The sequence below is a fragment of the Nostoc sp. genome, from assembly GCF_036919615.1.
Classification (GTDB): domain Bacteria; phylum Cyanobacteriota; class Cyanobacteriia; order Cyanobacteriales; family Nostocaceae; genus Nostoc.
In genome coordinates this window covers 177,667-190,013 of the sequence record NZ_JBALCN010000102.1, presented here as the reverse complement: position 1 = coordinate 190,013, position 12,347 = coordinate 177,667, and the positions used below count along the sequence as shown (strand labels likewise).

At 43.6% G+C, this 12,347-nt stretch carries 10 protein-coding genes; 5 read left to right on the top strand and 5 right to left on the bottom strand.

What is annotated here, in order from left to right; translation table 11 throughout:
- The first annotated feature begins 109 nt into the window (after positions 1-109).
- Both V7K48_RS32430 and V7K48_RS32425 read left to right on the top strand, forming a co-directional pair.
- The gene (locus V7K48_RS32430; RefSeq protein WP_335079064.1) at positions 110-1,246 is read left to right on the top strand and encodes a PepSY-associated TM helix domain-containing protein; all 1,137 of its coding nucleotides are present in this window, start codon (positions 110-112) and stop codon (positions 1,244-1,246) included.
- Positions 1,247-1,310: 64 nt separating this feature from the next.
- Positions 1,311-1,436: a hypothetical protein gene (locus V7K48_RS32425; RefSeq protein ID WP_335079062.1), complete on the top strand. Its 126-nt coding sequence runs from the start codon at positions 1,311-1,313 to the stop codon at positions 1,434-1,436.
- Positions 1,437-1,747: 311 nt separating this feature from the next.
- Here V7K48_RS32425 and V7K48_RS32420 read toward each other — a convergent pair whose 3' ends face one another.
- From V7K48_RS32420 to topA, 5 genes are all read right to left on the bottom strand, one after another.
- Positions 1,748-4,483 carry an HD family phosphohydrolase gene (locus V7K48_RS32420; RefSeq protein WP_335079194.1) on the bottom strand — a complete coding sequence of 912 codons (2,736 nt, stop codon included), beginning with the start codon at positions 4,481-4,483 and terminating at the stop codon, positions 1,748-1,750.
- A gap of 492 nt (positions 4,484-4,975) precedes the next feature.
- Positions 4,976-5,920, bottom strand: coding sequence for an ADP-ribosylglycohydrolase family protein (locus tag V7K48_RS32415; protein WP_335079060.1), 945 nt, complete (start codon positions 5,918-5,920; stop codon positions 4,976-4,978).
- A 110-nt stretch (positions 5,921-6,030) separates the two neighbouring features.
- On the bottom strand, positions 6,031-6,525 hold the full coding sequence (aroQ, locus tag V7K48_RS32410) for a type II 3-dehydroquinate dehydratase (RefSeq protein WP_335079058.1): 495 nt from the start codon (positions 6,523-6,525) through the stop codon (positions 6,031-6,033).
- Positions 6,500-6,640 carry a hypothetical protein gene (locus V7K48_RS32405; RefSeq protein WP_292760363.1) on the bottom strand — a complete coding sequence of 47 codons (141 nt, stop codon included), beginning with the start codon at positions 6,638-6,640 and terminating at the stop codon, positions 6,500-6,502. Before V7K48_RS32405 ends, aroQ begins: the two co-directional genes overlap by 26 nt.
- A gap of 258 nt (positions 6,641-6,898) precedes the next feature.
- Positions 6,899-9,550 carry a type I DNA topoisomerase gene (gene topA / locus V7K48_RS32400; protein ID WP_335079056.1) on the bottom strand — a complete coding sequence of 884 codons (2,652 nt, stop codon included), beginning with the start codon at positions 9,548-9,550 and terminating at the stop codon, positions 6,899-6,901.
- Positions 9,551-9,979: 429 nt separating this feature from the next.
- On the opposite strand from topA, the gene V7K48_RS32395 reads away from it, so the two are divergent.
- From V7K48_RS32395 to V7K48_RS32385, 3 genes are all read left to right on the top strand, one after another.
- Positions 9,980-10,273 carry a hypothetical protein gene (locus tag V7K48_RS32395; protein WP_335079192.1) on the top strand — a complete coding sequence of 98 codons (294 nt, stop codon included), beginning with the start codon at positions 9,980-9,982 and terminating at the stop codon, positions 10,271-10,273.
- On the top strand, positions 10,260-11,330 hold the full coding sequence (locus tag V7K48_RS32390; RefSeq protein ID WP_335079054.1) for a DUF6745 domain-containing protein: 1,071 nt from the start codon (positions 10,260-10,262) through the stop codon (positions 11,328-11,330). The genes V7K48_RS32395 and V7K48_RS32390 overlap by 14 nt, the downstream gene beginning before the upstream one ends.
- A gap of 314 nt (positions 11,331-11,644) precedes the next feature.
- A complete protein-coding gene (locus V7K48_RS32385) occupies positions 11,645-12,337 on the top strand; it encodes an Npun_F0296 family exosortase-dependent surface protein (protein ID WP_335079052.1) in 693 nt (230 codons plus the stop codon).
- Positions 12,338-12,347: the final 10 nt, after the last annotated feature.

The following is a 12,347-nucleotide window of genomic DNA, read 5'->3' as shown; positions in this document are numbered from 1 at the left end:
TCGCCCTAATCCTCTGATAAGTGTAGATTTTATACAAGAATACTTGAAAAGGGACAAGGGGTATTCTACTGATTCATCAAGCCTGAGCTTGTGCAAAGGAGCATCTATCTTGAGTTATAAAAAACTACGTAACATTGTATTTACTCTGCATCGCATCCTGGGTTTTGCGATCGCACCTATTGCCATCTTAGTTGGCTTAACTGGCAGCCTGATCGTCTTCCAGCGCGAAATCTATGAATTTCAATTGTATCAACAGTTTGGCGCTATTATTCCCCAAGGCGATCGCTTATCGTTGGAAGTTATCCTAGATTTTGTCAAAGCTGCCTATGCCAACCAGCCTCAAATGGCATTGCAAAGGGTTTATTTCCCTTCTAAACCGGATGATTTATTTGATGTCGTCATCTCAGTTCCGGGCAACGATTGGGTAGAAGTCTACGTCAACCCCTACACAGGGGTAATTCTGGGCGACAGTCTGCATCCCAACGCCGTACAGCGCTTTATCCAGATTGTTTATCAACTCCACACCTCATTGAAATTGGGCGATCTGGGTTCACAGATTGTCGGTGTTGTGGGTTTGGGGATATCCATTGTTGCAATCGCCGGAATTATCTTGTGGCCCGGTTGGCGCAAGCTGATGACAGGCTTCAAAATTAAGTGGTCTGCCCACCCCAAGCGGCTTAACTTTGATCTACACAAGGTATTTGGTATTACTGCTGCCATATTTTTACTATTTACCTTTTTCACTGGATTTGCCTGGAATTTGGGCTATGTTGACCCTCTAGTTCGTGCCATCACCTTCAGTCCATCGCTGCCTGAGCTTGTTTCTGTGCCGTTAGCAGGTCAATCTCCTTTACCACTTAGCCAGCAGATGAAAACGGCTCACCTTGCCCTACCTGATGGAGGATTACGGAGCATTGACTTAACAAAAGACCCCAAAGCTCCTTTGCGATTGCGGATGAAGCTACCCCAAGAGCGGGAAGAATACGGCAACAGCAATGTCTATCTGGATCAATATAGCGGTCAGGTTTTACGAGTTGAGATTTCGTCAAAGGCATCGTTAGGCGACAAGATTCTTAATTCCTTCCAACCACTGCACTTCGGCACCTTCGGCGGCTTACACACCCGCATTCTTTACGTCTTCGTTGGTCTGGCTCCGTTAATTCTATTTATTACTGGCTTTGTGATGTGGTGGTATCGCAAACGCAAGCACAAAGATTACTCTCCTAAACAGAGTTACATAAACTAATTCTCAAATAATCAGCTTTGTTTTAAGAAATACTATTATCTCAAGTTGCTTGCAGGCGGTAGATATGACTTTATCAGCACAGACAGTGACAGTATTGCTGACAAATGTCAGATATTACGAAACCAATTGGCCTCTTATCTTCCCCCAAGCACCATTTACCTTACAGGGCACAATTTCTGTGGAGTTTTAATGCCAGTATGCGATCGCTTCACAGCAATATGGATTGATTAAGGGACTGACAACAAATAAATTATCCAATCTAGTGAGGTAGACCGAAAAGTCCGCCCTTGGCTATGGGCGCTCGTGTCGCCCACCCCACCAGAAATAGTTGAGTATTTTTTTATTTGTCAGTCCCTAAGGAAATACGCTTGAAGCATTACGATTGAAGCTCAAAGGCTTGAAGGCGCTGATAAGTTAGGAAAGAAAAATTCTGCATTTTGGAAATCTTTAATATTGTGAGTGGCAATAATTTGAGCATTAGGAGCAAACGCTAATTCAATATTACGAATTCCGCACAGCGCTACTAGCCTTCAACTTAGGATAAGCAATCCGTTTGTGGTGAAATTGCTGCCAAACATCCACAAATATCTGAGCAATTTGTGACATCTCTTCCCGTTTTAGTCCTGAATCTACGAGTTGATTGTCTTGCCATTTGGCATGAAGAATGTTGTTGAGCATTGTTAAAGCTTGTTCAGTGGAGACATCTTTGAGCGATCGCTTCTCTGCCACATGCTTTGCTGACGCCGATGCTTGCAGCGATCGCAACGCTGCTTCGCAAGAATCTGCTAACATCACAATTCCTGTTTCCCGTGATTGGGGAATTGGACCATCGTAGCGAAAATCTGCGTCGTCTACTGTTAAACTTGGATCTGACTGAGCCATTTGCTGGGCTTGGTGATGAAAATAGGCAATCAGCATCGTTCCCTGATGCTCTGGAATAAAAGCTTGAATCGCTGTGGGTAAAAGGTGTTTACGTGCCATCACCAACCCTTCAGTTACGTGCTTTTTAATAATTTCTGCACTCTTCCAAGGGTCTTTAATCTCTGTATCGTGTTTATTTGGCCCCCCCATTTGATTTTCAATAAAGCCAAGAGGGTCGTGCATTTTGCCAATATCGTGGTATAGTGTGCCAGCCCTGACTAATTCAACGTTGCATCCTAGTTCTTTAGCAGCAGCTTCGGCAAGGGTAGCCACAAACAGGGTATGTTGAAAAGTTCCGGGAGTTTCAGTAGCGAGTCGTTTTAATAAGGGGCGGTTAGGATTTGCCAGTTCTGCTAAACGGATTGGAGTGACTAAATCAAAAAGTTTTTCTAAATAAGGACTCAAGCCTAAGGCTACAATACTCCAGCCTAAGCCGGATAAAGCAAATAATGCCGCTTCTCGGAGGACGATATACCAGGTTGAACCAAATGCTTGACCAATTAAGACTTTAACAACCAGATAAATGCCGCCCTGAGTTAAAGCGATCGCAACACCTAATAATGCCAATTCTTCACGCGATCGCAATCGTTGTGCGATGTAACTACCTAATATTCCTCCCCCTGCACCAGCTAAAAGCGCAGCCTTGCTCATATCCAAACTAATTGCTAATATCGGCAACAGCAGTCCGACAACTATCAACCCCAAAGTCGGGCCATAGAAGCTTCCCAACAATAAACCAAGGGCACTCCAAGTGGTATAAGGCAATTCCATTGCAATCACTCCTGGCACACTTAGAGTCAGCAATAACACCAATAGGCGATCGCGTTGCCGCAATTCGTAATTGATATGCCGTTCTACCCAGACAAAAATGCCAATGGCGATCGCAATAACGCCTCCTAACTTCACCAACCCCTGCCATTTTACCTGCCGGCGAATCAGGTGATAATGCTCCAGCACCTCAAAGTTCCATGCAGTAATCTGCTCTCCTTTTTTAACAATCACCTCACCATGCCGTATTTTCACGATCACGGGTAGCACACCAGCAGCAGCCTTTTGAGCGTTTTGTCTGGTTTGTTCTTCATCTTTTTGCAGATTCGGCTTAAGTACAGTTAACAACAGGTTCTTTGCCAAAGGTTCAGCAGATTCTGGTACAAAGGTCTGTAATTGTAAACTCACCGCATCTTGTAAGATATTTTTTGGCAGTCCCTGTGGGATGCCTTGGGTGAGAATCCGCTGTGTACTCTGATGGATTCCCGTTTGGGTTTTTTCCCATTCCACCTCTGACAAATTCAAAAGGAGAGATTCCTCGTATACTGCTTCTGGGCTACCAGTCTCCAACTTTAAAAGTTTGGCAATGGCTTGGGTATATCTTTGGCGTGCTTGAGAAATTTGGGCAATCAGTAAGGACAAGTTTTTCTCAGAAGTTGTCAGGCGGTAAGATTCTAGTTCTGCTATTGCTTGAGTAAAGTCAGTGTTTTGAAACAAATCAACTGGCTCTGGCTTCTGTGGCGTTACCTGTGGACTCTGGGAATCAGATTTGGCTGGTGTTATACGTGGCTGGTGTTGATTAGGTGCAGCTATAGATGATCGACGGGATGAAGCGGCGGTTCGTCCTGTTCCTTTCTTCTGCTGATTTTTACTATTTTCTATAGCTAATAGCAGTGCTTGCCATTCCAAGTCAGGACAAGAGCGAAGGTAACGCTGGGTAGAGATGGACAAAACTAGCGGATCAAAAAAAGGAAAAGCTCCAGCAAGGGCGCGAATTTCATTGCCATTATCCAGAAATTGTTGCAAATTTTCGTTGATTTGTTCGTTGATTCGCGCATCAACCATCAACATTTGTAAGGAGCTATTACTGACGGCTTGGCGCTTGGCTTCTGTTTTTTTCTGATCTTCGATGCTAGCTGTGTAGGGCGCTGTAATCGTTTGGGGCGCGGGATTTCCTACCTGGAGTTGCGTCTGGTTGTATAATTTATGCCCAAGAACACCGATGAGAGAAACTACAGCGATCGCCAAAATTACCGAGGAACGCTGTTCATGTAGCCAGTCTAAACCAACTACATAAATACTACTCTTAGTTTTGACCAATTTTGCCTTTGACTTAAGCGCTCTTTCTTGTTTTCGGCGAGCGCTTTTCTCATTGGTTTTTGAGAAAAACAGGAATACATTCTTGAGCATAGTCCTTAGAAGTTCCCTTCTATGGCTTTTACCTTTGGGACTTCTGATTAACTTTCCCTTACGGCGTAGAGCTTTGTACTGTCGCCGCCAGTGAGTCAATTGCTGGGTCAAGAACTGCAAAAATTGCTGCATTTTTATTATCTCTGCCTGCAATTGCCAACTTTGATAGCTCAAAAAAAGACAATCATCAGGGAAGTTTGATCTGCGACTGCTGCAACTACGGTGGCGGGAGTTTTTTTGTTACCAATTTACCACAATAGCTACTTACAGAATCAGTCAGTCCAAGGGTTAGCGGAAAAATTCTAATATATAAGACTGGTACATTGTGGCAGAAGTTTACCTAAGTAAGTGGGCGTGAATAATTAAAGGTTTGTAGTAAGCAGCTCCAGCCTTATTTTAAGGGCTTCAGCCCTTACTAAGAGCTAATTTAATTAATTTTACATTGCGTAACATAGTTTGATTTATTCTTACCCACTTACTTACCTTTAACCAATTGTTCAGAGCAACTTGTCTTGTTTGAGATGGTAGCTAAATTTTTGCCAAGCTGTACTAGTAAGTTTTTTAGTTTTTAGCTAGACTGTGTAGTCTTCAACGTTTGACACCCGCACCGTTGTTCTGGTAAAAATAGGATTAACGTGACCGAATAACGCGAGGAGCTGCGTAAACTGAAAGCAAAGCTACCTCACATCCCTCCTCTGTTAACTCCCTTGGATTTAGGGCAAGATCATACACTCCTGACCACACCGCCACAAATGCATCAGTTAATTTTAACATTTGGGAAAAACTAGTTAGTCCCCATGCTGGAGAATTCCTCTGCAAGAGCAAGACTTGCCAATTTACGGGAATTCCACCTGTACCGTTATATGCTCCTGATAAAGCACCAGTAATTGCACCTGTACCCTGTGAGCTTAGAGGTGTAGCATCTTGCACTTTAGAATTGTGATTGTGAGTTGCCTGCAAAACTGCAAGGCGAAAGTCTTCCAAGGTACTCAAAAAGCAGTAAAATGCCATAGCAATAGTGTTACTGAGTTTTTCTTCTCTAGCAAACTCAGCTTGCGCCCTTGACAATCCAGCCCCTTGCTCTAATAAATTTTGGACTCTTAATAATTTTTTTGGTATTGATGTCGGTGTTTCTCCGATGAAAGAAATTATTTGCGGGATAAAGGTTAGAGGGTCGAGTTTTTCAGTTAAGGCAAGAGAAATCGCATATCCTACTGCTAGTGTTCCATCCCGTACTACTGGGTCATCCTCCCAGATTTTTAGCACATGCAGCAAGTTTTGTCGGAGCTTAATTGGATTTTCGTGAAAAAAAAGTGCTACTGGTAGTGTGGCAATAATTATTTTTATCGATATGTCATCAGTTGCTGCTAAATAAAAAGATTCTTGTTGTTGACGCCTTATCCAATCGTCTAAATCTAATTTACCCAACGCAATCAAACTCTGGATACCCAAAACCGCCATTCCACCCAAATCTGGGTAACTCTGAAACTGTATTTCGCCACCAGAAACTAAACTTTCCCCCAGGAATGCTCCAAGTAAAGTACCTTTAAACCGACTTATAGGAGAATAGCGCATACAATTTTGGATTTTGGGTCGCACCTTTGGTGCGCTTCAGCGCAACTTGGATTTTGGATTGAAGAATTTGATCCAAAATCTAAACTCTAAAATCAATTCCTTTTTTATGCTTATATGCTTCTTAAATGATTCACTAGTGCTTGTAAGCCCAACAAGTAACTTTGTCCGCCAAAACCACTTATTTGCCCGATCGCTACTGGGGCGATGTACGAATAATGGCGAAATTCTTCCCGGCGGTAGATATTACTCAGATGTACTTCTACTGTGGGCAAGTTAACAGCAGCGATCGCATCTCGTAATGCCACACTTGTGTGAGTATATGCCCCTGCATTAATCAAAATTCCCTGATATTGTCCTAATGCGCCATGAATAGTATCTACCAAAATTCCTTCATGATTTGACTGCACAGGAAAAACTTTCGCCTGGAACTTGAATCCTTCTTCTTCTAACAGGCGGTTAATTTCAGCTAGTGTCAACGAACCATAAATTTCTGGTTCTCGCTGTCCTAGCAAATTTAAGTTTGGCCCATGCAGTGCCAGAATGCTTAAGGGTTGTAAAGTCGAGTTCAGCACTTTGGGGCTAGTGGCGACGACGCGAGCGATCATTCACAGGAATCGGAATCAGTTCCGGTTCCGGTTCAGCATCTGGCCCTAACAGGCTCTCAATTAGCCTACGCGCTAATTCCTTAAGCTTTTCCAGCACCTTTTCTATATAGTCCATGAACTGACCGCTCCTGAGATACTACCTCAATTTTTGATTAACAGGTACGCAGAAAATAGCATATTTTCGCATTTCTGACTTCCAACCAGGCTAAAACACAATCTCGTATTTGGGACATAAGCCACTTCTAAAATTTGGCGTTGTGTTCTCCCTTACTTTTTAGAGTATCACACTTGCAACCTACCGAACTGCATCCTATCAAGGATGAATATCAAGGGTCAAGAGTTAAGGATCGGACTTTGGACTCTTGACTTGCAATTAACCTTCTGTTAGCTTTTTTTTCGCAGCGGTAGTTGATGACTTAGCAGTTGACTTAGATTTGGAACTCGTTGATTTACTCGTTTTGCGAGTCGATTTTGCTGTCGATGCTTTAGCTGCCAACAAGTTCAGTGCCGCAGCCAGCGTTATATCTTCTACCGATTCACCTTCTGGGATACTCACATTAGTTTTGCCATGCTTGATGTAAGGGCCATAGGGGCCATCGTAGATGTTAATTGTTTCCCCGTCCTCTGGATGTGTACCCAATTCGCGTAAGGCTGCCTTAGACTTGCTGTTGGTGGAACTGCGTCCCTTTTTTGGTTCGGACAATAACTCCAATGCACGCTCTAGGCTAATTGTCAATACATTGTCAGCAGCTTTCAGGGAACGGTAGTCTTTCCCTTCCTTACCCTGGTCATGAACAACATAAGGGCCAAAGCGCCCCAAACTTGCTTGGATTTTGCCGCCAGTGCCTGGATGAACTCCCAATGTCCGGGGTAGGGCCAAAAGACCAACAGCCATTTCCAGGGTAACGGTTTCTGGGGTGACGCCTTTGAGTAGGGAGGCTTGTTTCGGTTTGGGGTTTTCGTCGGTCTTGTCACCCAATTGGACATAGGGCCCATAAGCACCAATTTTCACATAAATCGGTTCGCCAGTTTCGGGATGCCGACCTACCTGGTCAGGGCCTGTGGTTTTTTGACGCAGCAATACTTCTACCTGTTTGGGGTCGAGGTCAGCTGGTGTCAGGTCTTTGGGAATTGAGGCGGTGATAACCCCCTCACCGTTTTCGACTTCAATGTAGGGGCCATATTTACCAATGCGGACTTTGGCATCTAGATTCTCCAGTTCTACAGTCCTAGCTTTGGTGGCATCAATTTGACTTTCCCGTTCTTTTACCAGGGTTTCCAGCCCTTTTTCTCCCAAATAGAATTGCTCTAAGTAGGGTAGCCATTTCGCTTCACCTGTGGCAATGTCATCAAGGGTTTGCTCCATCTTCGAGGTAAAACTGGGATCAACGATGTCTGGGAAATGTTTTTCCAGCAAGTCGGTGACGGCAAAAGCGGTGAAGGTAGGAATGAGAGCGTTACTCACCAAATGGGCGTAACCCTTGTCGATGATTGTGCCAATGATGCTGGCGTAGGTACTGGGACGACCGATACCTTCGCTTTCCAAAGTTTTTACCAAAGTAGCTTCGGTGTACCTAGCTGGCGGTTGAGTTTCATGACCAACTGCTTCTAAATCTGTACAATTTGGATGATCTCCGACTTTCAGATTCGGCAAAATTACTTCCTGGTCTTCCAGTGCTGCTTCTGGGTCGTCTGAACCTTCGACGTAGGCACGTAAGTATCCAGGAAATTCAATCCGTTTGCCAGAAGAACGGAACCCAGCGTCTTCAACTTGCAATTGCACGGTAATTTGAGTTTGGCGGGAATCAGCCATTTGACAGGCGACAGTCCGCTTCCAAATCAAATCGTAAACGGCAAGTTCCCGACCACCCAAACCAGTTTCCTGAGGGGTGCGGAAGCTGCTACCTGCTGGACGAATTGCTTCGTGCGCCTCTTGTGCACCTTTGGATTTGGTGGTGTATTGCCGAGGTTGGGGACTGAGGTATTGTTGACCGTAGAGTTTTTCTACACAACTACGAGCAGCTGCGATCGCCTGATCTGACAAATGCACTGAATCTGTCCGCATATAGGTAATATACCCCTGCTCGTACAAATTCTGGGCAACCCGCATCGTGTCACGGGCTGAGAGGCGCAGTTTCCGGTTAGATTCTTGTTGCAACGTCGAGGTGGTGAACGGTGGCGACGGTTTGCGCGTCACTGGGCGTTCCTCGATGTCGTTAACACTCCAGGTTTTCCCAGTCAGGCGTTCCTTGAGGGCTACCGCTTGGTCAACGTTTAGCAACAAGACACTGCGACCTGCGGTAATTTGTCCAGTTGTTGCGTCAAAATCGCTGCCATTAGCTATTTTGCTTCCTGCCAATGTGACCAACTGGGCACCAAAGGGGGTTTTTTCCTTTGACAAACTAGCTTTCAAATCCCAGTATGTACCTTCATGGAAAGCGCGGCGTTGGCGTTCCCTAGTGACTAAAAGTCGTACAGCTACAGATTGCACTCGCCCAGCAGATAATCCCCAGGCGATTTTTTTCCATAGCAGTGGAGACAGGGTATAGCCCACCAGTCGATCTAAAATCCGCCGCGTTTCTTGGGCGCGAACCAACTGCTCATCGATATTGCGGCAGTTTTTCAACGCTTTTTTAATTGCGTCTTGGGTAATTTCGTGAAACACCATCCGCTTAGTCGGAACTTTTGGCTTCAGCAATTGGTATAAATGCCAACTAATGCTTTCACCTTCCCGGTCTTCGTCCGTTGCCAGAATCAGTTCATCTACATCTTTGAGGGCTTCTTTGAGCAGGGTGACAATTTTCTTTTTGTCTTTCGGGACAACATATACCGGTTCAAAGTCGGCGTCCACATTTACCCCTAGCTGCGCCCATGTTTCCCCCTTGACGGCAGCGGGAATTTCACTAGCCGACTGGGGGAGGTCACGCACATGACCCATAGACGCCTCCACCCGATAGCCTGATGGCAGGTAGTTGCGAATGGTACGAGCTTTAGTTGGAGATTCGACGATGACGAGAGTTGACATGGAAATTTCAAAAAAAGAATAGCTGCTAAGCTAAACAGTCAAATTGAGGTAATTTTTGCAAATTGTCAAGATAAAAGGTCACGCTTAGGGCGGTGATTTAATCCTCACATAAACTGCCTGCTTGGGAGAAAATGCGCTGAACTTAGGGCCCAGTTTGTCCCAGAGGATAGGGGAGGCTAACGCTGGGTGTGAATTTCCAGCTATTTCAATCTTTAACTTATCTAACGCATAATTGGCGACTACAGTTTTCAAAATACCCTGCAAGAAGTGTAATCCGACGATATCTTTTGTCAATGACAGAGCAGACGGGAAAGAGGTAAAATTTTTCATTCTGCCCAATGCCCACTTTCATAAAGCTTGTGCCAAAATTAAACCAAACTTGAGAGCAAAAGCGAAGTGGGGTTTGTACCCATGTCAGGAAAGCAAACCATGCAACCGATTCGTCAAGGTGATGTAATCTTACTGCCTGTGCAGCAAATTGAAGGACAAAAAATACCTCACTTAACTTTGGCAGAAGGCGAAGTTACCGGGCATAAACATCGCATTACTCAGGGAAACGCAGAATTATACGAAAAAGATAGCACACTCTATTTGCGTGTGTTTTCAGAGTCGGCATTGCTAGCTCATGAGGAGCATAAAGCTATTTCTATTCCTCAAGGTGACTGGATGGTGAAAATTCAGCGGGAATACGAGCCTGAAGGTTGGCGATATGTCGCTGATTGAAAAGTTAACGCGTGAGCAAGAGGCTTTGATTCCAGTTTATCGGGAAAAGTGGAGAGCGATCGCGCTTTCAACGGAGCGGATTGATCGTGAAAAAGCGGCGGAAGCGGTAAAAGCTGGGTATATAGCGATTCGTAAACAAAAGCCTGAAATTATATTTTGTGATAGTCCGTATGCTGGTCTAAAAATTGTTATTCAAAGGCAACTAAAGCAACGATTGAATACTGAATTCTACAAGCAATTATTGTACGAATTTAGCAATGAACTAAGCAAACAACTAGCATACCAGCTAAACAGCCAAGTTATAAGCCAAATACTTACTGTCGTACCACCAAATTTAAACATACTGGAAGACATATTAAGAGAAGAATTAAAAACTCAACTTCAACAGGAAACTAATCTTCGTAGTCCTTGGTTTAAAGCTCAATTATATTCTTGCGCTTGCAGTTACTTAGATTTTTATGTTTCGGTCTTAAATTGCTCTTACAACCAAATAAAATGGCAAGCTTTGCAGTCGCTATTAGGGTATTGTAGCTGGATTTTGCCTTATGAAAAAATTTGTATAGTATGCGATCGCCCCCTTCACCTGCGCTTCGACAATCAAAATCGCCTCCACGCTGAAGGCGAACCCGCCATTGAATTTACCGATGGATATAGCCTCTACTCCTACCACGGTGTAACCTTACCTGAAAAATACGGTAAAGTTCACCCGCAGCAATGGCAATCTCAATGGCTTTTAACAGAAGAAAATGCCGAATTACGCCGAGTGTTAATTCAAGGTATTGGTTACGCTCGAATTTGCCAAGAATTACAAGCTATTGAATTAGATAATTGGCAAGAATATACACTATTAAAAATTGATAATAATGTGGATATCGAGCCGATTTATTTATTAAAAATGACTTGCCCTAGCACAAGCTTTATTCACACCTTGCGAGTTCCACCGAATATGAACTCAGCGCGTGAGGCAATTTGCTGGGTAAATTGGGGTGTAAATCCAGGGCATTTGGTGTGCAAACATAACTGCTTCAGTGACTTTCCCCATTTAGAACCATACTAAAAAAGTGTAAGACTGTTATTTCTCCTTCTGGTCATGGGGTTACCTTTTTTACCAATATCCGGGAAAGCCAGTGTAACGGCATAGTTCCAGATGTCAGCTCAAATAATAATATAGGTTTTGTATTCACATACGTATATACATGTAGATATTTTAGTCTGCAATTGTCTTCATATCCACTACTCTAAATAACTTTTTGCCATCTTCAGATTTATTGGCTCAATAAATAATTTTGGTAAAAATAATTCTTACCTACTACACAAATACTCGGATGATATGCCAATGTATGGGTATCAAATATTTAAGGGACTAAATCAATGTCTACTATACAAAAACTATCATTAGCCTTAATTGGAACAGCGGTTGTTTTCATGAGTGCTAACCCAGCTAACGCTATTACCCCGAAGATAGGAGGCACACCTTCTCTTGAAGATGGGATATTCTCCTCTGTTCCTGGAGTCACTACAGTTAATTTTGAAACTGGCGCACCGACCAGTGGATTTGCTAAATACTCTTCTGCTTCTGGTGTTCCCACAGTAGTTAGTGGAACCTCAAATGGTCAATATGCTGCACCGCTTGGTGATAAACACAACTATTTAACTGTTTCTCCCGAAAACTCCAACGTTCCAGGCAACACTGGTCCTGTGACGATTAATTTTGAGCGAGCACTTGATTACTTTGGCTTGTACTGGGGTTCAGTTGACAAGTATAATTTTATCACATTTTATAACGGCAGTAATCTGTTGCAAAGCTTTGATAGCAGCAAACTTCCTGGTGGAGGTAACAGTAGTCAGATTAGTCCTGAGGACAATGTTTTCGTTAATTTCTTCGCAGATCCAGGAGAGACTTTTGATAAAATAGTTTTAAGCTCAGATGGTGTTGCATTTGAAAGTGATAACCATAGTTACAGACTAGCTAGTGTCCCTGAACCTACTACAACATTAGGCTTGCTAGCCTTCGGTATTATGAGTGCTGGTTCATTTGTCAAACGGAAATTAAAGTTAGTTTAAAATCATCTAT

What these genes read in the sequence shown, in the direction of transcription:
- V7K48_RS32425 (WP_335079062.1), top strand. Translation starts at nt 1,311, where the DNA reads ATGACTTTATCAGCACAGACAGTGACAGTATTGCTGACAAATGTCAGA.
- V7K48_RS32415 (WP_335079060.1), bottom strand. Translation starts at nt 5,920, where the DNA reads ATGCGCTATTCTCCTATAAGTCGGTTTAAAGGTACTTTACTTGGAGCA.
- aroQ (WP_335079058.1), bottom strand. Translation starts at nt 6,525, where the DNA reads ATGATCGCTCGCGTCGTCGCCACTAGCCCCAAAGTGCTGAACTCGACT.
- V7K48_RS32405 (WP_292760363.1), bottom strand. Translation starts at nt 6,640, where the DNA reads ATGGACTATATAGAAAAGGTGCTGGAAAAGCTTAAGGAATTAGCGCGT.
- topA (WP_335079056.1), bottom strand. Translation starts at nt 9,550, where the DNA reads ATGTCAACTCTCGTCATCGTCGAATCTCCAACTAAAGCTCGTACCATT.
- V7K48_RS32395 (WP_335079192.1), top strand. Translation starts at nt 9,980, where the DNA reads ATGCAACCGATTCGTCAAGGTGATGTAATCTTACTGCCTGTGCAGCAA.
- V7K48_RS32390 (WP_335079054.1), top strand. Translation starts at nt 10,260, where the DNA reads ATGTCGCTGATTGAAAAGTTAACGCGTGAGCAAGAGGCTTTGATTCCA.
- V7K48_RS32385 (WP_335079052.1), top strand. Translation starts at nt 11,645, where the DNA reads ATGTCTACTATACAAAAACTATCATTAGCCTTAATTGGAACAGCGGTT.